This window comes from Streptomyces solicavernae (assembly GCF_029968095.1).
Classification (GTDB): Bacteria; Actinomycetota; Actinomycetes; order Streptomycetales; family Streptomycetaceae; genus Streptomyces; species Streptomyces solicavernae.
In genome coordinates, this window is record NZ_JASCIR010000004.1 from 230,586 (window position 1) to 254,583 (window position 23,998).

Sequence of the window (23,998 nt, forward strand, 5' to 3'; positions counted from 1 at the left end):
ACCGCCCCCGATTAATCTGACCTCCGTCAGTAACGCACCAAGAAGGGGTGGCCCCAGTGGCGGACATCGAGGCAGCACGCGCGCAGTTCCAGCGGATCGACACGGACGGTGACGGTTTCATCACCGCGGCCGAGTTCAAGCAGGCCCTCGCGCAGGGCGGCGACTGGAACGTGACCGACTCCGTCGCGGAGGCCGTGATCGGCGCGCAGGACACCAACCAGGACAAGGCCCTCTCCTTCGACGAGTTCTGGGCCCACCTCAGCAAGGCCTGAGCCCCGCCCACCGTGGGCCCGCACCTCCGTGGCGCGGGCCCACGGCCGCGTTCGGCCCGCCGTGCGCACCGGCTCGCCGCCGTACGGATGTCCTGCCCTCAGCTGCTCAGTCGATAGTCGCCCAATTCCGCATCGCCGTTCGGCTGGAAAAGTCTGCGACGTTCTTGTCGAGCGGCGTCGAAGTGTATTGGTGGATGCGCCACTTGGCCTGGATGCGGGGCTTTCCTGCCGTGACGTAGTCGGCTATCCAGAGGGCGTCCCCTGCGTAGGAAGTTCGGTCGACGTTCAACCAGAAATCCCGATTGCAATAGAGAATAGACCGGTTCAAAGGCCGAAGGCGTTTCACCTCTCTGATGAACTCGTCCTTCTGTGCATTACTCGCATTAGTCCCTTCCCCTGTCCTCTCCCAGTCGCAAGCCAGAATGTCGCCCTGTCTCTCCGCCGCCTTCGAGACGAAGTACTCCGCCTGCGCCTTGATGTTGTGCGGCCACAGGAAGTGGTAGAAGCCCACCACGCAGCCGGCCTCGCGGGCCTTCTTCACCTGGGCGTTCATGCGGGGGTTGACGTAGGAGCGGCCCTCCGTCGCCTTGACGATGACGAAGTCGACGCCCTCGGTGCTGAAGTCGGACTGGTACGAACTGACGTCTATCCCGCGGATCATGAAGCCGCCTTCCGGTGGTCGGGCCGGGTGCCGTGGGTCTGAGAAAGTGCCCGGCCGCCTCAGGCCCGAAACCCGGCCGCCCCGTTCGTCCACAGGGTCGGCACAATGCGAGCCGCGGGGCGAGCGCGGCGCCGCTGTGGCCGGAGTCACCGCTCTGACCTGCACGGGTTGTGCGATTCTGGAGGCAGAGCCCGACCGGCTCCCGGACGAGGTGCGCCGTACCCGGTATTGACGACGGCGCCGAAGGGAGCCGTTCCGTCATGGCTTGGATCGTTCTGGTCGTCTCCGGTGTCCTGGAGGCCGTGTGGGCGACCGCGCTCGGCAAGTCCGAGGGCTTCAGCCGCCTCTGGCCCACCGTGGTGTTCGGTGTCGGCCTCACCCTGAGCATGGCCGGCCTGGCCTTCGCGCTGCGCACGCTGCCGGTGGGCACCGGGTACGCGGTGTGGGTGGGCATCGGTGCCGTGCTGACCGTCGTGTACGGGATGGTGTTCGGCGGCGAGCCGGTGTCGCTGCTGAAGCTGGCGCTGCTCTCGGGGATCGTGGGCTGCGTGATCGGCCTCAAGGCGCTGCACTGAGCGGGTAGTTGGTACGTACGAGGAGGGCGCCGTGGTCGTGGACCGCGGCGCCCTCCTCGTATGCACGATGTGCCTCAGCACTCGATGATGTTCACCGCGAGCCCGCCCCGCGCCGTCTCCTTGTACTTGACGCTCATGTCGGCGCCGGTGTCCTTCATGGTCTTGATGACCTTGTCGAGGGAGACCTTGTGGGAGCCGTCGCCGCGCAGCGCCATCTTGGCCGCCGTCACGGCCTTCACCGCCGCCATGCCGTTGCGCTCGATGCACGGGATCTGCACGAGCCCGCCGACCGGGTCGCAGGTCAGGCCCAGGTTGTGCTCCATGCCGATCTCCGCGGCGTTCTCCACCTGCGAGGGGGAGCCGCCCATGACCTCGGCGAGCGCGCCCGCCGCCATCGAGCAGGCGGAGCCGACCTCGCCCTGGCAGCCGACCTCGGCGCCGGAGATGGAGGCGTTCTCCTTGAAGAGCATGCCGATCGCGCCCGCGGAGAGGAGGAAGCGGACCACGCCGTCCTCGTCCGCGCCGGGCACGAAGTTCATGTAGTAGTGCAGGACCGCCGGGATGATGCCCGCGGCGCCGTTCGTCGGGGCGGTGACGACGCGGCCGCCCGCCGCGTTCTCCTCGTTCACCGCCATCGCGTACAGCGTGATCCACTCCATGGCGTGGGCCAGCGGCTCGCCCTCGGCGCGCAGCTTGCGGGCCGAACCCGCCGCGCGGCGGCGGACCTTGAGGCCGCCGGGGAGGATGCCCTCGCGGGTCATGCCGCGCGAGACGCAGGACTGCATGACGCGCCAGATGTCGAGCAGGCCCTCGCGGATCTCGTCCTCGGTGCGCCAGGCCTTCTCGTTCTCCAGCATCAGCGCGGAGATGGACAGGCCGGTCTCGTCGGCGAGGCGGAGCAGCTCGTCGCCGGTGCGGAAGGAGTACTTCAGGACGGTGTCGTCCAGGACGAGGGGGTTCTCCCCGGCCACCGCGTCCTCGTCCACGACGAAGCCGCCGCCCACCGAGTAGTACGTCTTCTCCAGGGCGAGGGCGCCCTGCTCGTCGTACGCGTGGATCGTCATGCCGTTGGCGTGGTACGGCAGGGCCTTGCGGCGGTGCAGGATCAGGTCCTCGTCGAAGTCGAAGCCGATCTCGTGGGCGCCGAGGAGGTTGATGCGGCCGCTCTGCTTGATGTGCTCGAAGCGGTCGTCGGCGTGCTCCACGTCGACGGTGCGCGGGGAGTCGCCCTCCAGGCCGAGGAGGACGGCCTTGGGGGTGCCGTGGCCGTGGCCGGTGGCGCCGAGGGAGCCGAAGAGCTCGGCGCGGACGGCGGTGGTGTGGGCGAGCAGCCCCTCGTTCTTGAGGCGGCGGGCGAACATGCGGGCGGCGCGCATCGGGCCCACCGTGTGGGAGCTGGACGGGCCGATACCGACCGAGAACAGGTCGAAGACCGAGATGGCCACGGGAACTCCAAGGGTGATTGGTAGACGCCGTTGTCTGCCGGGGTGACGCAGAGAAACAAAGGCGGTGCAGGACGTGCGGGGCGTGCGTACGTGGGGCGGGGCACCTCGCGCACTGTTCACTGTCCAGTGTGCGGGGTGCCCCGACCTTTCGTACGTACGAACTAAAGGTTGCGTACGATCTAAAGGTTACGTACGCACTACAGGGTACGTACGCACTAAAGGGTACGAAAAAGCCCCGGTTTTACTTCAGGCCTGGGTAGAGCGGGTGCTTCTCGGCCAGAGCGGTCACGCGGGCCTTCAGCGACTCGGAGTCGTACGACGGCTTGAGGGCCTCGGCGATGATGTCGGCGACCTCGCGGAAGTCCTCGGCGTCGAAGCCGCGGGTGGCGAGGGCCGGCGTGCCGATGCGCAGGCCCGAGGTGACCATCGGGGGGCGCGGGTCGTTCGGGACGGCGTTGCGGTTGACCGTGATGCCGACCTCGTGCAGGCGGTCCTCGGCCTGCTGGCCGTCCAGGTCGCTGTCGCGCAGGTCGACCAGGACGAGGTGGACGTCGGTGCCGCCGGAGAGGACGTTCACGCCTGCGGTGCGGGCGTCGTCCGAGGTCAGGCGCTCGGCGAGGATGCGGGCACCCTCGATCGTGCGCTCCTGGCGCTCCTTGAACTCCTCGCTCGCCGCGACCTTGAAGGAGACGGCCTTGGCGGCGATCACGTGCTCCAGGGGGCCGCCCTGGAAGCCGGGGAAGACCGCGGAGTTCAGCTTCTTCGCGAAGTCCTTGTTGCGGGCCAGGATGATGCCGCCGCGCGGGCCGCCGAGCGTCTTGTGCGTGGTGGAGGTCACCACGTCCGCGTACGGCACCGGGTTCGGGTGCAGCCCGGCGGCGACGAGGCCCGCGAAGTGCGCCATGTCGACCCACAGCTTCGCGCCGACCTCGTCGGCGATGCGGCGGAACTCGGCGAAGTCCAGGTGGCGCGGGTAGGCCGACCAGCCCGCGATGATCACCTTCGGCTGGTTCTCCTTGGCGAGGCGCTCGACCTCGGCCATGTCGACCAGACCGGCGTCGTCCACGTGGTAGGCGACCACGTCGAACTGCTTGCCGGAGAAGTTCAGGCGCATGCCGTGGGTGAGGTGGCCGCCGTGCGCCAGGTCCAGGCCGAGGATCGTGTCGCCGGGCTGGGCGATCGCGAACAGGGCGGCCTGGTTGGCGGAGGCGCCGGAGTGCGGCTGGACGTTGGCGTACTCGGCGCCGAACAGGTCCTTGATCCGGTCGATGGCGATCTGCTCGGTGACGTCGACGTGCTCACAGCCGCCGTAGTAGCGCCGGCCCGGGTAGCCCTCGGCGTACTTGTTGGTGAGGACGGTGCCCTGGGCCTCCATGACGGCGACCGGAGCGAAGTTCTCCGACGCGATCATTTCGAGGGTGGACTGCTGGCGGTGCAGCTCGGCGTCGACGGCGGCGGCGACGTCGGGGTCGAGCTCGTGGAGAGGGGTGTTCAGCACAGACATGGGTACGGCGCCTCAGCTTCCGGAGAACTCGGTGTACTCGTCGGCGGACATCAGGTCCTGCTGCTCCTCGGAGACGCGGACCTTGAAGAGCCAACCACCCTCGAACGGGGCCGAGTTGACGAGCGACGGGTCGTCCACGACGTCCTGGTTGGCCTCGACGACCTCACCGGTGACGGGCGAGTACAGCTCGCTGACCGACTTGGTCGACTCCAGCTCGCCGCAGGTCTCGCCGGCGGTCACGGTCGCGCCGACCTCCGGGAGCTCCACGTAGACCACGTCGCCGAGAGCGTTCGCCGCGTGCTCGGTGATGCCGACCGCGGACACACCGTCGGCGGCGGCCGACAGCCACTCGTGTTCCTTGCTGTAACGCAGTTCCTTGGGGTTGCTCATGGCCTGAATTCTCCTGTACGCGGGGGAGTGGTGATGCGGAAGGGGGTACGGGGACTGCTGCTGCCGCTGAGGGGGCTACTTCTGCCGCTGGTAGAAGGGCAGCGCGACGACCTCGTACGGCTCGTGGCTGCCGCGGATGTCCACGCAGACACCCGTCGAGGAAGCAGGGCCGGGCTCGGCGTGCGCGGCGTCGACGTACGCCATCGCGATCGGCTTGCCGAGGGTCGGGGACGGGGCGCCGGAGGTGATCTCGCCGATGACCTCGCCGTCGGCCACCACAGCCATGCTGGCGCGGGGCACCCGGCGGCCCTCGGCGATCAGGCCGACGAGCTTGCGCGGCGGGTTCTGCTCGGCGCGCTCGGCGGCGGCCTCCAGGGCGGCGCGGCCGACGAAATCAGCGGCCTTCTCGAACTTGACGACACGGCCGAGCCCGGCGTCGAACGGCGTCAGCCCGGTGCTCAGCTCGTGCCCGTACAGCGGCATGCCCGCCTCCAGGCGCAGGGTGTCGCGGCAGGACAGACCGGCCGGGACGAGGCCGTACTCCTGGCCGGCCTCGGTGAGCGCCTGCCAGACCTGCTCGGCGTGCTCGGGCTTGATGAACAGCTCGAAGCCGTCCTCGCCGGTGTAGCCGGTGCGGGCGATCAGGGCGGGGGCGCCCGCGACGGTGCCGGGCAGGCCCGCGTAGTACTTGAGGCCGTCCAGGTCGGCGTCGGTGACCGCCTTGAGGATGGCGGGGGAGTGCGGGCCCTGCACGGCGAGCAGCGCGTACGCGTCGCGGTCGTCGCGGACCTCGGCGTCGAAGCCGGCGGCGCGCTCGGTGAGGGCGTCCAGGACGGTCTGGGCGTTGGAGGCGTTGGCGACGACCAGGTAGGTGTCGGCCTCCAGGCGGTAGACGATCAGGTCGTCGAGGATGCCGCCGTCCGCGCGGCAGATCATGGTGTAGCGGGCGCGGCCGGGCTTGATGGAGCCCATGTTGCCGACCAGGGCGTGATCGAGGAGGTCCGCGGCCTGGACGCCGGTGACGGTGATCTCGCCCATGTGGGACAGGTCGAAGAGGCCGGCGGCGGTACGGACGGCGTTGTGCTCGTCGCGCTCGCTGCCGTAGCGCAGGGGCATGTCCCAGCCCGCGAAGTCGGTCATGGTCGCGCCGAGCGAACGGTGCAGCGCGTCGAGCGCGGTCAGGCGCGGCGATACGGATTGGCTCATGTGTGTGGCTCCCGGGGCATGACTGCGAGGTCGTCCTCCCCATCTGTCATCGGAACCCGCGGTTTCACAACCGGGGATTCACAACCTGAGAGGTTCGCCGGGAGCCCGGCTTGCACCTTGGGTGGAGCCACACAGCGCGGCTCGCTTTTCAGATCTGCCTCGCCCGCGCGGTAACTGGGCCTGAGAGATTCAAGGGAGGATCTTGCTCCTTCGGCGCCCCGAGGTTGCGTCGTATGAGTTGCATGCGTACGACGCCGGCCGGGGGCTCTCCCGCGCGGATTCAAGCGGCCGGTATGGAGTTGGCCCGCACATCATTGCACGCCGCCGCCCGGAGTGGTCGGGGCGCTGCGGATCTGTGACCCGGCCCGTGGTGGAACCGGTTCCGGTGTGGTGGGAGTCCTCTGGAGGAGAGCGGGTGAGGAGGGCTGTGCCACAGGTAATGCCGTAATCCGCTTGTGCCGCATTACCGTCTCTTTACAGTGGGCGGAGAAGAGTCGTGTGACCGAACGGGGAGGACGATCACGGTGCACAAGGCGAGCGCGTATCCGGCGATGACCGCGACGAGCGGCGTCACGGTGCCCGAGCAGCCGGGCGCTGCGGCAGCGAAGGCGCTCGGGCCTGTCCGGGGGGCCGCGCTCGGTCCGGCGCCGGTGGTCCGTGACCTGCGGGACCGGGCGGGGCGGGCGCCGCGGCAGCTGTGCTTCGGCGCGGGCGACGTCGTCGTGGTCTCCGGGCTGCCGGGCAGCGGCAAGACGACGCTCATCGACCGTGTGGTGGCCTCGCCCCGCTTCGACTCCCAGGACGCCCGCGACCGCTGGGCCCGCCGCATGCCGGGCTTCCTGCCGTACGCGCTCTACCGCCCCCTGGTCCGCCTCGCGCACTACACCGGCCTGCGCCGCGCCCTGCGCTCCGGCGCGAGCGTCGTCGTGCACGACTGCGGTACGCAGTCCTGGGTGCGCAGCTGGCTCGCCCGCGAGGCGCGGCGCCGGGGCCGGGGACTGCATCTGCTGCTGCTCGACGTCGACCCGGACACGGCCCTCGCGGGCCAGCGCTCGCGCGGCCGCGGCGTCTCGCGGTACGCGTTCGCGCGGCACCGCAGGGCCGTCGGCCGGCTGGTGCGGGACGCGGAGCGGGGCCGTATCCCGGCGGGCTGCGCCTCGGCGGTGCTCCTCGACCGGGACGCGGCGGACCGGCTGCGGGGGATCGGGTTCGGGCGCTGAGCGTGCTGAGCGTGCTGACCGGGCTGAGCGTGCTGACCGGGCTGAGCGGGCTGAGCGTGCTGACCGGGCTGAGCGTTAGGGTCTGTGGCGCAGGTTGGACACACAGCTGAGCAGGGCGGCAGAGGGACGAGATGGACATTCCGGTACAGGGTGCACAGGAGCCCCAGGGGCATCCGTACGGAGGCTGGCCCGCGAACGAGCTGGAGGAGGTCCTCGCGGCCTCGCTCGGCACGCCGGCCGAGCCCGGACCCGCATCGGCGGGCGGCCGGATTCTGCAGGTCCTCGGCCGCAGCCGGGTCTGGGTGCCGCTGCCCAACGGCGGCAGCCGGGACAGCACCGACCTCGACCTGCCCACGATGGACATCGGCGGCGCCGCCTACGTGCCGGTCTTCAGCTCCGAGGAACAGCTCCGCCGCGTCGCCGGCGCGCACATGCCGTACACCGTGGCGCCCGCCGTGGAGTTCGCCCGCGGCCTGCCGCCGAAGCTGGGCATCGCCGTGAACCCGGAGGGCACGGTCGGGGTGCCGCTGCCGCCGCCCGCGGTGGCCGAGCTGTGCCGCACCGGCCGTACCGAGCTGGACGGGCCGACGACCGGCGGCCGGGTCCGCCTCTTCGAGCCGGACTGGCAGGACGACCCGGTCGACTTCCTGGCCGCGGCCGGCGAGGAGTTCGCGGCGACGGGCGTGGTGCGCAGCGCGCGCCGGTGTCTGGCCAGCATCGAGGGCGAGAGCCCGGTGATGTTCGTGGGCGTCGAGCTGTCCGCCCTGGAGGGCGACCGCAACCCGGCGATGGACGCGCTCGGCCGTGCGCTGGGCCGCGTACCGGTGGCGTGGCCGGTGAACCTGGTCCTGCTCGACGTGGCCCAGGACCCGGTGGCGGACTGGATGCGGGAGCGGCTGCGGCCGTTCCACGCGGACGGCAACTACTCCTAGTCCCTCGCCGTCCCTCGCCGTCCCTCGCCGTCCCTCGCCGTCCCTCGCCGTCCCTCGCCGTCCCTCGTCACGCGGACGGCGACTGGGCCGGCGACCGGCCCCTCGCCACGCGGACGGCAACAGCCCCTCGGGGCCGGAGCCTTGCGTTCCTTTTGTGCGCGGGATGTTGGCTGTGGAGCGCCGCTGCGAACCGCGACGCATAAGCTGGTTTCATAACCAGGGCGTCCCCGTCGCGGCTCGGGTGCCCGGGCCGGGGAATTACGGGGACGGCAGTCGATGCGTACGGGGCGAAGGGGCGGTCAACTAGTGAGTGCGTCGGGCACGGCTGCGGGCAGTGGGGCCTCCCCTGTTCGAGCGGAGCCGAGAACTCGGGGACAGGTCGAGCACATGCTGCGCCAGGTCACACCCGGGCGGTACGACGCGTACGAAGCGCTGCTCGGCGCGATCGCCGAGGGCCAGGTGTGGATGCTCCTCTGGCACGGCCAGGCGGGGTCCCCGGACGCCCAGTACGGGAACATGGACGTGACGGGCCTCGGCTACGCGCCCTGCGTGACCTCCGCCCAGGAGCTCGCCGCCTCCGGCTGGAACCGGGCGCACGAAGTCGTCACCGGGGCCGACGTCGCCCGCACGCTCTTCCCCGACCACTACGGCCTCTGGCTCAACCCGCACGCGCCCGGCGGCGGGGTCGGCATCCCGTGGCTGGACCTCCGCCGCATCGCGACCGGCCTGGACAAGGCCCCCGCCGGTCCCCTGCGGCTGTCCGAACCCGCCGTGGAAATCCCGCAGTTCTACGCCCACTTGACGCAGAACGCCCACCGGACGCCGGTCGTCCGCTCGCTGCGCCGCGCCTGGGTGCAGCCCGCGGTGGGCGCGCCGTATCTGGCGATCGGCCTGGATGTGTACGGCACGGACGCGGCGTCCGTCGACGCGGTCCGGGCGATGATGCAGCAGTCCATCGCGGCGGTCCCGGAGGGGCTGCCGGTGTCGACGGTCGCGCTGTCCGACGCGTACGACCCGGTCGCGATGTGGCTCCGCGCGAACGCGCGCCCGTTCTACGACCGCGAGGCACAGGTCGCCCCGGGCGGCGCGGGGTACGGCTACCCGCACCAGGGCACGTACTGACCCGCCCGCACCACAGGCGAGTTGACCAAACCCCCTCGCCCACGGAGTGGGAATCACTCACAACTTAGGCCCATCTGCTGCCAGTTGGCCGAATTTGCACCCCCGCGATCCCGCTCTCGGCGTTCGCATAACGGAAGCCTGCTGGCCACATCACGGTTGCGCATCCATTCCCGGACAGGGCTGGCGGGTGATCGCGGACACATTGAAGACTCCCCGGATGTACGGCCATTCGGGCCTGTGTGCGAGCTGCCTGAGACCAACCGGCGAACCATGCCGGTGCCGCTCGCGCCACGCATAGGAACCAGTCGCTACAGCGGCAAGTGTGGGCCGGTCACCACCGGTTGAGAGGGGTCCCTGCACGATGACGGCGCCAATGCATGACACACCCACGGACACGGCGAAAGCCGTGCCCGGCGAGGCCGCGGGCGGGTCCGGGGCCACGAAGGTCGAAGGGCGCTCCCTCAAGCAGATCGCCTGGAACCGCCTCAAGCAGGACAAGGTCGCGCTGGCCGGTGGCATCGTTGTCGTGCTCCTGGTCGTGGTGAGCGTCTTCGCCCCGGTCATCGTCGGCCTCCTCGGCCACCCGCCGAACGTGGGCGACCTCGACACCCTGGAAGACCTCACCAACCTGCCCAAGGGCGTGCTCGGCGGCATCAGCGGGGACCACCTCTTCGGCGTCGAACCCAACACGGGCCGCGACGTGTTCAGCCGGATCGTGTACGGCGCCCGCATCTCGATGCTCGTCGCCGTGCTCGCCGCCCTCGTCGCCGTCGTCCTCGGCACGCTCTTCGGCATCGTCGCCGGCTACTTCGGCGGCTGGGTGGACGCCGTGATCAGCCGCGCGATGGACGTACTGCTCTCCTTCCCGCAGCTGCTCTTCATCATCGCCCTGGTCTCGGTGCTCCCGGACGACCTGTTCGGCCTCTCCGGCAGCGGCGTGCGCATCGTCACGCTGATCATGGTGATCGGCCTCTTCGGCTGGCCGTACATCGGCCGGATCGTGCGCGGCCAGACGCTCTCGCTCCGGGAGCGGGAGTACGTGGAGGCGGCGCGCAGCCTCGGCGGCGGCAGGCGGCACATCCTGTTCCGCGAACTGCTGCCCAACCTGGTCGCCCCGATCACCGTCTACACGACCCTGATGATCCCGACCAACATCCTCACCGAGGCGGCCCTGAGCTTCCTCGGCGTGGGTGTCCGCCCGCCGACCGCCTCCTGGGGCGGCATGCTCAGGGACGCGCTCCAGGTCTACGAGCACGACCCGATGTTCATGGTCTTCCCCGGCCTGGCGATCTTCGTGACCGTACTGGCCTTCAACCTCTTCGGTGACGGGCTGCGTGACGCCCTGGACCCCAAGGGAACCCGATAGACCTCATCTGACCGGCCCCTGCCGCACCGTCAGGTGGCTTCTTCCCCAAGGCTCCTAGGCCGCCAGCGCCAGGACCCGAGAATCCCGGAGGATGCGAGACACATGCCCAGAGGTTCCACGAAACGAAGGTTCACCGCAGGTGCGGCCCTGGTCGTCGCCGCGCTCATGACCGCCACGGCCTGCGGTGGCGGCGAGAGCGAGACCGAGAGCGAGGGCGCCGGCTACAACGCGGGCATCAACAAGGTCGCCAACCCGTCGAAGAAGAAGGGCGGCACGCTCCGGTTCATCGCGAAGCAGCCCATCGACTCGGCCGACCCGCAGCGCGCCTACTACGGCATGACCTGGGACTTCATGCGCTTCTACACGCGCACCCTGGTCACGTACGACACCAAGCCGGGCGAGGCCTCCAACAACCTGGTCCCCGACCTGGCCAAGGAGAAGGCCAAGATCACCGACGGCGGCAAGACGTACACGTACAAGCTGCGTGACGGGCTGACGTGGGAGGACGGCTCGAAGCTGACCTCCAAGGACATCAAGTACGGCATCGAGCGGATCTGGGCCACCGAGGTCATCACCGGCGGCCCCGCCTACCTGAAGAACGTGCTCGACCCCAAGGGTGAGTACGAGGGCCCGTACAAGGACAAGTCCAAGGACAAGCTCGGCCTGAAGGCGATCGAGACGCCCGACGACCAGACGATCATCTTCAAGCTCCCGAAGCCCAACAGCGACTTCGAGTACATGCTGGCCATGCCCTCCGGCTCGCCCGTGAAGCAGGAGAAGGACACCAAGGCCAAGTACGCGAACATGCCGTTCTCGTCCGGCCCGTACAAGTTCGAGTCGTACCGCCCCGGCAAGTCCCTGACGCTCGTGCGCAACACCGAGTGGAACGAGTCCTCCGACCCGGTCCGGCCCGCCCTGCCGGACAAGGTGACGGTGACGTTCTCCACCAACAAGGAGGAGAACGACAAGAAGTTGATGGAGGGCAAGTACGACATCGACATGAACGGCACCGGTATGACCCAGTCGGGCCGTATCACCGCCATGCAGGACCACAAGGCCAATGTCGACAACATGGAGACGGACTTCATCCGGTACGTCGCCCTGGTCACGAAGGCGGAGCCCTTCGACGACATCCACTGCCGCAAGGCCGTCTTCTACGGCACGGACTTCGCCGCCCTGCAGAAGGTCCGCGGCGGCAAGCTCGCCGCCGGTGACATCGCGGTCAGCCCGCTGCCCAAGTCGATCGAGGGTTCGGACCCCACGTACGACCCGTACGGGATCCTGGAGCGCAAGGGCAAGCCGGACGTCAAGAAGGCCAAGGCCGAGCTGAAGGAGTGCGGCAAGCCCAACGGCTTCTCCACCAAGATCAGCGCGCGCAGCGACCAGCCGCACGAGAAGGAAGCGGCCACGCAGCTGCAGCAGGACCTCGCCAAGGTCGGCATCAAGGTGGAGGTCGACACCATCGTCGGCTCCGAGTCCGCCAGCATCACCGGCTCGCCCTCCGTCGTCGAGAAGCGCGGCTACGGCATGATCATGGCCGGCTGGGGCCCGGACTTCCCGTCCGGCCAGGGCTTCGGCCAGCCACTGTGGGACAGCCGCTTCATCTTCGAGAACGGCAACTACAACGAGTCGCAGATCAGCGACCCGAAGATCGACAAGATGTTCGACGAGGCCATTGCCGCCGAGTCCCCCGAGGCCGCCGCGAAGATCTACAAGGACCTGAGCCACCGCATCATCGACCAGGCCGTGTGGATGCCGTTCATCCAGGAGAAGAACATCACCTGGCGCGGTTCGCGGGTGACCAACGTCTACACCTCCGCCGCCTACAGCGGTCGCTACGACTACATCTCGCTCGGCGTGAAGTAGTAGCCACCACCTCCCAACCGCCGAACCCCGCCAGTCCGAAGGGCAGGTGATGGCCCCGGCCGGCGGCCGGAGCTCCGCGACCCGGAGTTCCGGCCGCCGGCGGGCCGCGCACAGTGCTTGCTTATCTCATCCGGCGCCTGGGCGCCGTCATCGTGATGCTGCTGGTCGTCATCCTGACGACCTTCTTCATCTTCTACGTCTTGCCCAAGTGGTCGGGCCAGGACATCGCCGTGCTCTTCGCCGGCAAGAACTCCGGCGCCGAGCAACTGGAGGGCATCCGGCAGAAGCTGGGCCTGAGCGATCCCCTGCTCGTGCAGTTCTGGGAGTTCGTCAAGGGCATCCCGCTCGGCCGGGACTACGGCAGCGGGGACGACGTCACGCACTGCGGTGCACCCTGCCTCGGCTACTCGTTCCGTACGGAACTTCCGGTCTGGGAGACCGTCAAGGACGCCCTGCCCGTCACCCTGGCGCTGGCCGGCGGTGCGGCCGTGCTCTGGCTCATCGGCGGTGTCACCGTCGGTGTCGTCTCCGCGCTCAAGCGGGGCAGCTTCTGGGACCGCGGCGCCATGATCACCGCCCTCGGCGGTGTCTCCATGCCGATCTTCTTCACCGGCATGATCGCGATGGGCGTCTTCGTCCACAGCCTCGGCTGGATCAGCATGGACGACTCGCTCACCACGAAGGACTCGATCGGCACCTGGGTGGAGACCATGATCCTCCCCTGGATCGTGCTGGCCTTCCTGCAGGCCGCGATGTACGCGCGCCTCACCCGCGCCACCATGCTCGAAGTGCTCGGCGAGGACTACATCCGTACCGCCCGCGCCAAGGGCGTCACCGAGCCCGTGGTCATCCGGCGGCACGCGCTGCGCTCCACGATGACCCCGATCCTCACCGTCTTCGGCCTGGACCTCGGCATCCTCATCGGCGGCGCCATCCTCACCGAGACCACGTTCAACCTGCCGGGCCTCGGCCAGGAGGCGGTCAAGGCGATCCAGGGCAAGGACCTGCCGATGATCCTCGGCGTCACCCTGTGCACGGCCCTTGCCATCGCGCTCGCCAACCTCGTCGTAGACCTGATGTACGCCGTCATCGACCCGCGAGTGAGGCTCGGATGAGCGACCTGAAGAAGACCGGAGCCGCCGTCGGCGAGCCGGTCGCGACCGACTCTCCCGCACCCTCCGCGTTCCTCGAAGTACGCGACCTGAAGGTGCACTTCCCCACCGACGACGGCCTGGTCAAGTCCGTGGACGGCCTCAGCTTCCAGCTGGAGAAGGGGCAGACCCTCGGCATCGTCGGCGAGTCCGGCTCCGGCAAGTCCGTCACCTCGCTCGGCATCATGGGCCTGCACACCGCCGGCCAGTACGGCAAGCGCAAGGCGCAGATCTCCGGCGAGATCTGGCTGGACGGGCAGGAGCTGCTCTCCACCGACCCGGACGAGGTGCGCCGACTGCGCGGCCGCGAGATGGCGATGATCTTCCAGGATCCGCTCTCCGCGCTGCACCCGTACTACTCGATCGGCAAGCAGATCGTGGAGGCGTACCGCGTCCACCACGACGTCGACAAGAAGACCGCACGCAAGCGGGCCATCGAGATGCTCGACCGGGTCGGCATCCCGCAGCCCGACAAGCGCGTGGACGCCTACCCGCACGAATTCTCCGGCGGCATGCGCCAGCGCGCGATGATCGCGATGTCGCTGGTCAACAACCCCGAACTCCTCATCGCCGACGAGCCGACCACCGCGCTCGACGTGACGGTGCAGGCGCAGATCCTGGACCTGATCCGCGATCTGCAGAAGGAGTTCGGCTCGGCCGTCATCATCATCACCCACGACCTCGGCGTCGTCGCCGAGCTCGCGGACAACATCCTGGTGATGTACGGCGGCCGCTGCGTCGAGCGAGGTCCCGCCGAGAAGGTCTTCTACGAGCCCCAGCACCCGTACACCTGGGGCCTGTTGGGCTCGATGCCGCGGATCGACAAGGAGCAGACCGAGCGGCTGATCCCGGTCAAGGGCTCCCCGCCCTCGCTGATCAACATCCCCTCCGGCTGCGCCTTCAACCCGCGCTGCCCGTACGCGGACCTGCCCAAGGACAACGTGACCCGCGAGGTACGCCCCGAGCTGGCCGAGAGCGACCCGGGCCACTGGAGCGCCTGCCACCTCTCGCCAGAACAGCGGGAACGTATCTGGACCGAAGAGATTGCGCCCAAGCTGTGAGCGAAGAGCGAAGCGAAGAGCGAAGCGAAGACAGTGAACTCCGCGAACTCCGCGAGATGCGCGAGAACAACGAGGACCGTCCGGCCGCCGCGGACGCCTCAGCGGCGGACGCCCCCGCGCCCGCTGGCGGCTCGGTGAGCTCGGTGAGCTCGGTGAGCTCGGTGGCGACCGTGGAGAACCCCGCCCCGGGCGAGGTGCTGCTCAAGGTCTCCGGCCTGCAGAAGCACTTCCCGATCCGCAAGGGTGTCCTGAAGCGCCAGGTCGGCTCGGTCAGGGCCGTCGACGGCATCGACTTCGACGTCCGTTCGGGGGAAACCCTGGGCGTCGTCGGCGAGTCCGGCTGCGGCAAGTCCACGATGGGCCGGCTGATCACGCGGCTGCTCGAACCCACCGCGGGCAACGTCGAGTTCGAGGGCCGGGACATCACGCACCTCGGCGTGCGCGGCATGCGCCCGATGCGGCGCGACGTCCAGATGATCTTCCAGGACCCGTACTCGTCGCTGAACCCGCGGCACACGGTCGGCACGATCGTCTCGGCGCCGTTCAAGCTGCAGGGCGTCACGCCCGAGGGCGGCGTCAAGAAGGAGGTCCAGCGGCTCCTTGAGGTGGTCGGCCTCAACCCCGAGCACTACAACCGCTATCCGCACGAATTCTCCGGCGGCCAGCGCCAGCGCATCGGCATCGCGCGGGCGTTGGCCCTGAAGCCGAAGCTGGTCGTCGCCGACGAACCGGTCTCGGCGCTCGACGTCTCCATCCAGGCCCAGGTGGTCAACCTCCTGGCCGACCTGCAGGACGAGCTGGGTCTCACGTACGTGATCATCGCCCACGACCTGTCGGTCATCCGGCACGTCTCGGACCGGATCGCGGTGATGTACCTCGGCAAGATCGTCGAGCTGGCGGACCGCAAGTCGCTGTACGAGTCGCCGATGCACCCGTACACGAAGGCGCTGCTCTCCGCCGTGCCGGTGCCGGACCCGCGGCGCCGCGCGGCGAAGAGCGAGCGCATCCTGCTCCGCGGCGACGTGCCGTCCCCGATCGCCCCGCCCAGCGGCTGCCGCTTCCACACCCGCTGCTGGAAGGCGACGGAGATCTGCAAGACGGCCGAGCCCCCGATGCGCTCCCTGGCCACCGGCCACCAGGTCGCCTGCCACCACCCGGAGAACGCGGACGACCAGGCCCCGCAGGACACGGTCCTGCTGACGGCGGCGGTCGCGGCCGCGGAGGCGGCGGGGGTGGAGGTGCCGGAGCCGACGAAGGAGTAGTCGACGGAGGAGCAGCAGACAAAGAGCAGCAGACGAAGGAGTGGCCGACGCAGGAGTAGTCGACGCAGGAGTCGGGGGCACCTCAATCGCCGGACGGGCTGAGCACTCGGCCCGTCCGGCGATTGAGGACGAGCGCGGAGCGCGAAGAGGAAGCCCCTCCGGCGTTCGAGGAGCGAGTGCCGGGGGCCGGGGGCGGAGCCCCCTGGGGCGGACGAGTTCGGCCCGCACCCGCCCGCACCGGGCACAATGCACCCCGTGTTCCAGGAACTCTTCACACCCTCCGTCCTGCACAGCCTCGATCTGGTCGGAATCTTCGTGTTCGCCATCTCGGGCGCGCTTCTCGCGGTACGCAAGAACTTCGACGTCTTCGGCATCGCCGTACTCGCCGAGGTCACCGCGCTCGGCGGCGGCATCTTCCGGGACGTGATCATCGGCGCCGTCCCCCCGGCCGCCTTCACCGACCTCGGCTATTTCCTCACCCCGCTCTTCGCCGCCGCCCTGGTCTTCTTCCTGCACCCGGAGGTGGAGCGGATCAACCGCGCGGTGAGCGTCTGCGACGCGGCGGGCCTCGGCCTGTTCTGCGTCGCGGGCACCGTGAAGGCGTACGAGTACGGCCTCGGCCTCACCTTTTCCGCCGTGCTCGGCCTCGCCACGGCCGTCGGTGGCGGCGTGCTGCGCGACGTACTCGCCAACGAGGTGCCGTCGCTGCTGCGCTGGGACCGCGACCTGTACGCGGTTCCGGCCATGGTCGGCGCGGGCATCGTGGTCCTCTGCATCCACTTCGACGCCCTCAACGCCTACACCAGCGGCCTCGCCGTCGTCACCGCGTTCGTGCTGCGGCTGCTCGCCATCGCCCGGCACTGGCGGGCCCCGCGCGCCTGGAACCGGCGGTCCGCCGTCGACGAAAAAGCTACCGCTCAGTAGTTTCCTGTTGTACCGTGCAGCCATGACTCAGGGCACGCAGGCCGCACAGGCCACGGCACAGTCCGCGACGCAGGCCGCGACACAGGCCGCGACGCAGTCCACGGCACGGGCCGCCGTCGGCGACAGCGAGTTCGACCGCGACACCGTGGTGGTGCGCCGCGCGGACGGCGTCTACGACACGGAACTCTCCGCCGGCTGGACCATCATCAACGCCGTCAACGGCGGCTATCTGCTCGCCGTCATCGGCCGTGCCCTCGCCGACGCCCTGCCGCACCCCGACCCGTTCACCATCTCCGCGCACTACCTCACCGCATCGAAGCCCGGCCCTGCCGTGATCCGCACGGACACGGTCCGCGCCGGCCGCACCCTCTCCACCGGCCAGGCCTCCCTCTTCCAGTACGAGGAAGACGGCACCGAGGTGGAACGCATCCGCGTCATAGCCTCGTACGGAGACCTGGACGCCCTGCCGGACGACGTCCGCACCTCGGCCGAGCCGCCGACCATCCCGCCCGTCGACCAGTGCTTCGGCCCGCAGGACGCGCCCGACGACGCCCCCGTGCAGGGCAGCACCGCGATCGCCGAGCGGCTCTGGCTGAAACTGGACCCCGCCACCCTCGGCTGGGCCCTCGGCGCGCCCTCCGGCAAGGGCGAGATGCGCGCCTGGTTCGGCCTCGCCGACGGCCGTGACGCCGACCCGCTCTCCCTGCTCCTCACCGTGGACGCCCTCCCGCCGACCGCCTTCGAGCTGGGCCTCTCCGGCTGGGTGCCGACCGTCGAACTGACCGTGCACGTGCGCTGCCGCCCCGCCCCGGGCCCGCTGCGCGTCGCCATCGCCACCCGCAACCTGGCCGGCGGCTTCCTGGAGGAGGACGCCGAGGTCTGGGACAGCGCGGGCCGACTCGTCGCCCAGTCCCGCCAGTTGGCCCGTACGGTCCTGGCCCGCTGATCCCCGTACGCCTGTCGGTGGGCGATCCTGGAGGGCGTGAAGTCCGAACGGCTGCTCGCCATCCTGCTGCTGCTCCAGACCCACGGCCGCGTCCCGGCGCCTGAACTCGCCGAGCGCCTCGAAGTCTCCGTACGCACCATCTGCCGCGACGTCGAGGCGCTCTCCGGCAGCGGCGTCCCGGTGTACGCGGAGCGCGGCCGGCGGTCGACCTGGAGGTTCTGCAGGACGCGGTGTTCAGCGACCGCCGCATCGACGTGCGCTACCGGCACAGCGGCCGGTCGGCGGCGTCGGTCGTCGGGCTCTACGCGGACGACGGCTGACCCTCGTCGAGCCAGTGCTCGCTGCCCACATTGATCAGGCGCAGCCTGCGGCGGGCGGTACGCGTGATGCGGGCGGTCTCTGCCGTGTCGTCCGGCCCGGCCTCCAGGAGCGCGGCCGCGGTCATCACCATCTGGTCCACGTACATGCCCGCCAGCATGCGCAGGTCCTCGGGCTGCCAGCCGCGCAGCTCGGACTCTGCGGCCAGCACCTCGGTCAACTCTTCGGAGAACAGGTCGAGTTGGGTCGCGATGGCCCGGCGCACCGGGGCCACTCCGCCGGTCCGCTCGCGTACCAGAAAGCGGAAGTAGGCGGGCTGCTCGGCGACATGGCGGGCGATCAGCTCGACGGTGTGCGCGATGCGCCGCTCGGTGTCGCCGGTCTCGGCCAGGATCGTGGCTATCAGGGTGCGCAGGCTGCCCAGGGTCTCCTCGACCAGGGCCACGCCGAGCTCCGGGATGCCGCAGAAGTGGCGGTAGAAGCCCGCGGGGGAGATGCCGACCGCCCGGGCGACCTCACGCAGGCCGAGGCTGCTGAGGCTCTGCTGCTCCAGGAGTTCCAGGCTCGCGGACATGAGGGCCTGGCGGGTCCGCAACTTCTGGGCCTGGCGGGGGCCCGGGGCGCCGGGGGTGTGACTCATGGAACTCAGTAAACAACTGTTCTCGGTCGCGAGGGACCTCGCGCACCCTTTAGACTCAGGAGTCAGTGAACAGTCGTACTCTGAAAATCCGAGAAATCTGAGAATCAGCGAATCTGAGAATCAGCGAATCTGAGAATCAGCGAATCTGAGAATCTGCGAGGCGCATCGTGATCGCACTGGTCGCCGCACTGCTGCTGTTGGGCGTGCTGCTCGGCTCCGTCGCCCAACTCCCGTTCTCCGTGTCCCTCGTGGCCGCCGCCGTCATCGCGGGCTGGCTGGCCGTCTTCGCCGTGCGCGAGCAGCTCGCGCGCCGCCGTTCGGAGTGAGTTCCGTGACCTCTTCCCTGCTCGCCGACCGTGCCGGCCCGTCGCGTGACGCGACCCGCCGCCCCGACTCCATGGCCGTCGCGTCCTTCGTCCTCGGCCTGCCCGGACTGCTCGTCCTGAACGTCGTCCTCGGGCCGATCGCCATCGTCCTCGCCTGCCTCGCCCTGCGCGGCGGCACCGCCCGCCGCGGCCGCGCGTTCCTCGGCCTCGGCCTGGGCGTCGCCGACCTGCTCGTCCTCGCGGCCCTGACCGCCGCCAACGGCACGGTGGCCTGGAACTTCGGCTGACCCCCAGGGGGCGTCGTGTTCGCCTCGACTCCCGGCGCAGGGCCGTCTCAGCCGAGGAACCGTACGAGCTCCGCCGTCAGCTGCGCGGGTGCGTCCTCCTGTACGAGGTGGCCCGCGCCCTCGATCAGGCGCAGCTCCGCGCCCGGGATCGCCGCCGCCAGCTCATGGCCCTTCGCGACCGGGATCCAGGTGTCGTCCGTGCCCCAGCAGGCCAGCACCGGAAGCTCCAACTCCGCGTACCGGCCCTGGATTTCGTCCGTGAACCGCTGGTCGTTCTGCGCGATCTGCCGATAGAACGCGGCCTGCCCCTGCGGCGTGCACCACGGCGCCGCGAGCCGCTCGCGCACCGCCGGATGCAGTCCGCGGTGGCTCGCCGAGCTCAGGTACTCGCGTACGAGCGCGGCGTGCAGCGGCGCCGGGAGCTGCGCGAACACCTCGGCGTTCGCCCCGAGCAGCCGGTAGGCCGGCGAGCCCCACGGCGCGAGCGCCACCGGGTCGACCAGGGCGAGCCGCTCGTACCGCGCGCCGTGCAGCAGGTGTGCGCGCAGGGCGACGCAGCCGCCGAAGTCGTGCGCGACGACGGCCGGGCGCTCCAGGCCCCAGTGGCCGAGCAGTTCGGCGAGCACCCGCGCCTGCGCGGCGAGCGTCACGTCCTGCCCGGCACGCATCTCCGAGGCGCCATAGCCCGGCATGTCCCAGACGTACACCCGGTGGCGCGGCGCGAGCGCGCGGGCCACCGACCGCCAGACGTACGACGAGAAGGGCGTGCCGTGGCCGAGGACGACGGGCGGCAGGGCGGGATCGCCGAGCGCGGCCCAGCGGACCGTGCCGGTGGGGCTGCGGAAGGTGCGGTCGAGTGCCCAGTCGTCGAGTGCCCAGTCGTCGAGTGCCCAGTCGTCGTCAAGAACCCGGTTGGCTGTCATGAGCGTAAGGCTATTTGGTGCTGACAGCCTGCGCCAGGGTGCCGCCGGACCCCGTCGTGCCCCCCTGCGCCCGCCGTGCCCCCTCCGTACGGCTCGTAGAATCGACCGCACCATGGCCTATCTCGACCACGCCGCGACCACTCCGATGCTTCCGGAGGCCGTCGAGGCGATGACCGCGCAGCTCACCGTCGTCGGCAACGCCTCGTCCCTGCACGCCGCCGGGCGGCGGGCCAGGCGTACCGTCGAGGAGGCCCGCGAGACCCTGGCCGACGCGCTCGGCGCCCGCCCCAGCGAAGTCGTCCTCACCTCCGGCGGCACCGAGGCCGACAACCTCGCCGTGAAGGGCCTGTTCTGGGCGCGCCGGGCCGCCGACCCCGCGCGCACCCGCGTCCTCGCCAGCCCCGTCGAACACCATGCCGTCCTCGACGCGGTGCACTGGCTCGGCGAGCACGAGGGCGCGACCGTGGAGTACCTGGCCGTGGACGCGTACGGCCGGGTGCATCCCGAGACGCTGCGGGCCGCGATCGAACGCAACCCCGGTGACGTCGCCCTCGTCACCGTGATGTGGGCCAACAACGAGATCGGCACGGTCATGCCGGTGCGTGAACTCGCCGACGTAGCCGCGGAGTTCCACGTTCCGCTGCATGCCGACGCCGTTCAGGCCTTCGGGCAGCTGCCCGTCGACTTCGGCCCCTCCGGGCTCGCCGCGATGACGGTCAGCGGCCACAAGGTCGGCGGCCCTTACGGCATCGGGGCGCTGCTGCTCGGCCGGGAGTACAGCCCTGTGCCCGTGCTGCACGGCGGCGGGCAGGAGCGGCACGTCCGCTCCGGCACCCTGGACGTGCCCGCCGTCGCCGCGTTCGCCGTGGCCGGGCGGATCGCCGCCGAGCGCCGCGAGTGGTTCGCGCAGGAGATCGGCGGCCTGCGGGACGAGCTGATCGCCGCCGTGCGCGCCGCCGCACCGGACGCGCTCCTGGGCGGCGACCCGGCCCCGGCAGGCCCGGACACCCTCGGCCGGCTGCCCGCCAACGCGCACTTCACGTTCCCCGGCTGCGAGGGCGACTCGCTGCTCCTCCTCCTCGACGCCCAGGGCATCGAGTGCTCCACCGGCTCGGCGTGCACGGCGGGCGTGGCCCAGCCGAGCCACGTCCTCCTCGCCACCGGCACCGACCCGGACCTGGCCCGCGGCACGCTGCGCTTCTCCCTCGGCCACACGACGACCCGAGCCGACATCGAGGCCGTGGCCAAGGCGATCGGCCCGGCGGTGGAACGGGCGCGGTCGGCGGGGCTCAGCTAGCCGCTGACTTGGCGCGCTTCTTCGCGGCGGCCCGCACAAGGCGCATGTACTTGTCCCAGTCCCAGTGCCGCCCCGGGTCGGTGTGCGTGGCGCCCGGCACCTCGTTGTGGCCGATGATGTGCTTGCGGTCCACCGGGATCCCGTACCGCGCGCAGATGTCCGCCGCCAGGCGGGCCGACGAGCGGTACATCACGTCCGTCAGGGTCTCCGGCTTGTCGACGAAGCCTTCGTGCTCGATGCCGATGCTGCGTTCGTTGTACTCGCGGTTGCCCGCGTGGAACGCCACGTCCAGCTCGCGGGCCATCTGCGCGATATGACCGTCCTTCCCGCGGATCACGTAGTGCGCCGCCGCGGCGTGCAGCGGATCGCGGAAGACCCGCACCGCCGTCGCGTAGCTGCCCTCCGTGACATGGACGACGATGCGGTCGACCGTGAAGTCCGCGGGCCGGTCCGCGTACCGCAGGTTCGCCTCGGAGGCCGCGATCCACTGCGCGCCCGTGTGGTCCACCTCTCCGTTGGTGCGCTGCTTGTCGATGCCGGGCACCCGCCACCACAGGCGGCCCAGCTCCTCGTGGAACATCGCCGCGCCCGCGCCGACGGTGACGGCACCGCCGATCAGCAGCCCGCGCCGGCTGATGCCGCGCCCGGACCGCGCCCGCGCGTGCCGCTGCTCGCCGCGGGACCGTTCCTCCCTCTCGCCGCCGGACTGTTCCTCGCCGGATCGACCCTCGGCCACCCTGAACCTCCCCGTGCTCCCCCGTGCCCCATGATCGTAGAAACGCGCGAGGGGTCCTCGAAGGTTCCGACTACCCTGGAGGAGTTATGACTGAGACCCCCGCCGCCCCGCAGCGCCGCCTCCGTGTCCTCGCCGCCATGTCCGGCGGGGTCGACTCAGCCGTCGCCGCCGCCCGCGCCGCGGAGGCCGGGCACGACGTCACCGGAGTGCACCTGGCCCTCTCGGCCAACCCGCAGTCCTTCCGCACCGGAGCCCGCGGCTGCTGCACGATCGAGGACTCCCGCGACGCCCGCCGCGCCGCCGACGTCATCGGCATCCCCTTCTACGTGTGGGATCTCGCCGAGCGCTTCCGCGAGGACGTGGTCGAGGACTTCGTCGCCGAGTACGAGGCGGGCCGCACGCCCAACCCGTGCCTGCGCTGCAACGAGAAGATCAAGTTCGCCGCCCTCCTCGACAAGGCCCTCGCCCTCGGCTTCGACGCCGTCGCCACCGGCCACTACGCCCAGGTCGTCACGGACGCCGACGGCAACCGCGAACTGCACCGCGCGTCCGACATGGCGAAGGACCAGTCGTACGTCCTCGGCGTCCTGGACGACCGGCAGCTGGAGCACGCCATGTTCCCGCTCGGCGACACCGTGACCACCAAGGACGAGATCCGCGCGGAGGCCGAGCGGCGCGGACTCGCCGTCGCCAAGAAGCCCGACTCGCACGACATCTGCTTCATCGCCGACGGCGACACCCAGGGCTTCCTCGCGAACCGCCTCGGCAAGGCGGAGGGCGACATCGTCGACGAGTCCGGCACGAAACTCGGCACCCATGAAGGCGCGTACGGCTACACCATCGGCCAGCGCAAGGGCCTGCGCATCGGCACCCCGGCCCCGGACGGCAAGCCGCGGTACGTCCTGGACATCTCGCCGGTGAACAACACGGTGACGGTCGGCCCGGTCGAGGCGCTCGACGTCACCGCGCTCACCGCGATCAAGCCCCGCTGGTGCGGCACCGCCCCGGCCGGCCCCGGCGCGTACACGGCCCAGCTGCGGGCCCACGGCGGCGAGACCCCGGTCCGCGTGGCGCCGGCCGACGGCACGCTGCACGTCACGTTCACCGAGCCGGTCCGCGGCGTCGCCCCGGGCCAGGCCATCGTGCTGTACGACGGCACGCGCGTGGTGGGCTCGGCGACGATCGCGACCACGGAGCGCACGACGGCGGCGGTGTAGTTCCGGGTTTCAGCCGGTCACTTCCTCGACCTCGTAGAAGCACAAGTGGTCCTTGATCCCGGCCACTTGAGGCTTCGGCTCCGGATATCCCCACACCAGATCCGGCGCCCCCGGCAACGACCAGTACGAGGCGGTGCCCTTGAACGGGCAGTACGTGTGCGTCTCCGAGGGCGTCAACAGCTCCGTGCGGACGTCCTGCGGCGGCAGGTAGTAGCGCGCGGGGTAGCCGGTCTCGCGCAGCACCAGCGGGCGGGTGCTGTCGGCGATCACCTGCCCGTCCCGCACCACGCGCACGTGCTGAGCGCTCTGCTCGACGGTGATCTCGTGTCCCTCGGCCACGGCGGCCTCCCG

At 70.3% G+C, this 23,998-nt stretch carries 25 protein-coding genes, 1 pseudogene and 2 riboswitches; of the genes and pseudogenes, 17 read left to right on the forward strand and 9 right to left on the reverse strand.

The features are described from left to right. Positions 1–56: 56 nt before the first annotated feature. Complete coding sequence (locus QIS99_RS07710) at positions 57–272, forward strand: EF-hand domain-containing protein (RefSeq protein WP_282511780.1); 216 nt, start codon at positions 57–59, stop codon at positions 270–272. 106 nt (positions 273–378) lie between these two features. Here QIS99_RS07710 and QIS99_RS07715 read toward each other — a convergent pair whose 3' ends face one another. Further along, positions 379–933 (reverse strand): glycoside hydrolase family 25 protein, encoded by a 555-nt coding sequence (locus QIS99_RS07715; RefSeq protein ID WP_282511782.1) that lies wholly within the window; start codon positions 931–933, stop codon positions 379–381. Positions 934–1,117: 184 nt separating this feature from the next. Then, a riboswitch (guanidine-III (ykkC-III) riboswitch) is annotated at positions 1,118–1,177 on the forward strand. A gap of 16 nt (positions 1,178–1,193) precedes the next feature. On the opposite strand from QIS99_RS07715, the gene QIS99_RS07720 reads away from it, so the two are divergent. Then, positions 1,194–1,508: a DMT family transporter gene (locus QIS99_RS07720; protein WP_282511784.1), complete on the forward strand. Its 315-nt coding sequence runs from the start codon at positions 1,194–1,196 to the stop codon at positions 1,506–1,508. A gap of 74 nt (positions 1,509–1,582) precedes the next feature. Here the strand turns inward: QIS99_RS07720 and QIS99_RS07725 are convergent, their stop codons facing one another. From QIS99_RS07725 to gcvT, 4 genes are all read right to left on the reverse strand, one after another. Continuing rightward, positions 1,583–2,953: an L-serine ammonia-lyase gene (locus QIS99_RS07725; RefSeq protein ID WP_282511786.1), complete on the reverse strand. Its 1,371-nt coding sequence runs from the start codon at positions 2,951–2,953 to the stop codon at positions 1,583–1,585. Between the two features lie 241 nt (positions 2,954–3,194). After that, positions 3,195–4,457: a serine hydroxymethyltransferase gene (glyA, locus tag QIS99_RS07730; protein WP_282511788.1), complete on the reverse strand. Its 1,263-nt coding sequence runs from the start codon at positions 4,455–4,457 to the stop codon at positions 3,195–3,197. Positions 4,458–4,469: 12 nt separating this feature from the next. Continuing rightward, positions 4,470–4,847: a glycine cleavage system protein GcvH gene (gcvH, locus tag QIS99_RS07735; protein WP_282511790.1), complete on the reverse strand. Its 378-nt coding sequence runs from the start codon at positions 4,845–4,847 to the stop codon at positions 4,470–4,472. A 75-nt stretch (positions 4,848–4,922) separates the two neighbouring features. Then, a complete protein-coding gene (gene gcvT, locus QIS99_RS07740) occupies positions 4,923–6,053 on the reverse strand; it encodes a glycine cleavage system aminomethyltransferase GcvT (protein WP_282511792.1) in 1,131 nt (376 codons plus the stop codon). Positions 6,054–6,211: 158 nt separating this feature from the next. Then, positions 6,212–6,336: riboswitch (glycine riboswitch) on the reverse strand. A 268-nt stretch (positions 6,337–6,604) separates the two neighbouring features. Between gcvT and QIS99_RS07745 the strand changes: the two genes are divergently transcribed. The 11 genes and pseudogenes from QIS99_RS07745 to QIS99_RS07795 form a co-directional block, all read left to right on the forward strand. Beyond that, a complete protein-coding gene (locus QIS99_RS07745) occupies positions 6,605–7,273 on the forward strand; it encodes an AAA family ATPase (protein WP_408909506.1) in 669 nt (222 codons plus the stop codon). A gap of 131 nt (positions 7,274–7,404) precedes the next feature. Then, on the forward strand, positions 7,405–8,205 hold the full coding sequence (locus tag QIS99_RS07750; protein ID WP_282511794.1) for an enhanced serine sensitivity protein SseB: 801 nt from the start codon (positions 7,405–7,407) through the stop codon (positions 8,203–8,205). 306 nt (positions 8,206–8,511) lie between these two features. Further along, the gene (locus QIS99_RS07755) at positions 8,512–9,327 is read left to right on the forward strand and encodes an enhanced serine sensitivity protein SseB C-terminal domain-containing protein (RefSeq protein ID WP_408909499.1); all 816 of its coding nucleotides are present in this window, start codon (positions 8,512–8,514) and stop codon (positions 9,325–9,327) included. Positions 9,328–9,688: 361 nt separating this feature from the next. Beyond that, on the forward strand, positions 9,689–10,693 hold the full coding sequence (locus QIS99_RS07760; RefSeq protein ID WP_282511796.1) for an ABC transporter permease: 1,005 nt from the start codon (positions 9,689–9,691) through the stop codon (positions 10,691–10,693). 102 nt (positions 10,694–10,795) lie between these two features. Beyond that, positions 10,796–12,559, forward strand: coding sequence for an ABC transporter substrate-binding protein (locus tag QIS99_RS07765; RefSeq protein ID WP_282511797.1), 1,764 nt, complete (start codon positions 10,796–10,798; stop codon positions 12,557–12,559). Between the two features lie 113 nt (positions 12,560–12,672). Then, positions 12,673–13,674 carry an ABC transporter permease gene (locus tag QIS99_RS07770; RefSeq protein WP_282511798.1) on the forward strand — a complete coding sequence of 334 codons (1,002 nt, stop codon included), beginning with the start codon at positions 12,673–12,675 and terminating at the stop codon, positions 13,672–13,674. Next, complete coding sequence (locus QIS99_RS07775) at positions 13,671–14,771, forward strand: ABC transporter ATP-binding protein (RefSeq protein ID WP_282511799.1); 1,101 nt, start codon at positions 13,671–13,673, stop codon at positions 14,769–14,771. The genes QIS99_RS07770 and QIS99_RS07775 overlap by 4 nt, the downstream gene beginning before the upstream one ends. Continuing rightward, on the forward strand, positions 14,768–16,033 hold the full coding sequence (locus tag QIS99_RS07780; protein ID WP_349017282.1) for an ABC transporter ATP-binding protein: 1,266 nt from the start codon (positions 14,768–14,770) through the stop codon (positions 16,031–16,033). The genes QIS99_RS07775 and QIS99_RS07780 overlap by 4 nt, the downstream gene beginning before the upstream one ends. 255 nt (positions 16,034–16,288) lie before the next feature. Then, complete coding sequence (locus QIS99_RS07785; protein ID WP_282511800.1) at positions 16,289–16,957, forward strand: trimeric intracellular cation channel family protein; 669 nt, start codon at positions 16,289–16,291, stop codon at positions 16,955–16,957. Positions 16,958–16,979: 22 nt separating this feature from the next. Continuing rightward, positions 16,980–17,903 (forward strand): thioesterase family protein, encoded by a 924-nt coding sequence (locus QIS99_RS07790; protein WP_282511801.1) that lies wholly within the window; start codon positions 16,980–16,982, stop codon positions 17,901–17,903. Positions 17,904–17,939: 36 nt separating this feature from the next. Beyond that, positions 17,940–18,104: pseudogene (locus QIS99_RS07795) on the forward strand (HTH domain-containing protein); the annotation flags it as partial. 100 nt (positions 18,105–18,204) lie between these two features. Here the strand turns inward: QIS99_RS07795 and QIS99_RS07800 are convergent. Then, on the reverse strand, positions 18,205–18,861 hold the full coding sequence (locus tag QIS99_RS07800) for a TetR family transcriptional regulator (RefSeq protein WP_282511802.1): 657 nt from the start codon (positions 18,859–18,861) through the stop codon (positions 18,205–18,207). Between the two features lie 167 nt (positions 18,862–19,028). Between QIS99_RS07800 and QIS99_RS07805 the strand changes: the two genes are divergently transcribed. Both QIS99_RS07805 and QIS99_RS07810 read left to right on the forward strand, forming a co-directional pair. Then, on the forward strand, positions 19,029–19,187 hold the full coding sequence (locus tag QIS99_RS07805) for a hypothetical protein (protein ID WP_282511804.1): 159 nt from the start codon (positions 19,029–19,031) through the stop codon (positions 19,185–19,187). Between the two features lie 5 nt (positions 19,188–19,192). Continuing rightward, positions 19,193–19,474, forward strand: a complete 282-nt coding sequence (locus QIS99_RS07810) for a DUF4190 domain-containing protein (protein ID WP_408909500.1) — start codon at positions 19,193–19,195, stop codon at positions 19,472–19,474. 47 nt (positions 19,475–19,521) lie between these two features. Here the strand turns inward: QIS99_RS07810 and QIS99_RS07815 are convergent, their stop codons facing one another. Then, on the reverse strand, positions 19,522–20,397 hold the full coding sequence (locus QIS99_RS07815) for an alpha/beta fold hydrolase (protein ID WP_282511805.1): 876 nt from the start codon (positions 20,395–20,397) through the stop codon (positions 19,522–19,524). A gap of 112 nt (positions 20,398–20,509) precedes the next feature. Here QIS99_RS07815 and QIS99_RS07820 point away from each other — a divergent pair, with 112 nt between their 5' ends. Then, the gene (locus tag QIS99_RS07820; RefSeq protein ID WP_282511806.1) at positions 20,510–21,694 is read left to right on the forward strand and encodes a cysteine desulfurase family protein; all 1,185 of its coding nucleotides are present in this window, start codon (positions 20,510–20,512) and stop codon (positions 21,692–21,694) included. On the opposite strand, the gene QIS99_RS07825 is transcribed toward QIS99_RS07820, so the two are convergent. Next, positions 21,687–22,430, reverse strand: coding sequence for an N-acetylmuramoyl-L-alanine amidase (locus tag QIS99_RS07825; protein ID WP_408909501.1), 744 nt, complete (start codon positions 22,428–22,430; stop codon positions 21,687–21,689). The two genes, QIS99_RS07820 and QIS99_RS07825, sit on opposite strands and share 8 nt — an antisense overlap. A gap of 86 nt (positions 22,431–22,516) precedes the next feature. Here QIS99_RS07825 and mnmA point away from each other — a divergent pair, with 86 nt between their 5' ends. After that, positions 22,517–23,647, forward strand: coding sequence for a tRNA 2-thiouridine(34) synthase MnmA (gene mnmA / locus QIS99_RS07830; RefSeq protein ID WP_282511807.1), 1,131 nt, complete (start codon positions 22,517–22,519; stop codon positions 23,645–23,647). Between the two features lie 9 nt (positions 23,648–23,656). Here mnmA and QIS99_RS07835 read toward each other — a convergent pair whose 3' ends face one another. Further along, positions 23,657–23,986: a DUF427 domain-containing protein gene (locus QIS99_RS07835; RefSeq protein WP_282511808.1), complete on the reverse strand. Its 330-nt coding sequence runs from the start codon at positions 23,984–23,986 to the stop codon at positions 23,657–23,659. Between the last annotated feature and the right edge of the window lie 12 nt (positions 23,987–23,998).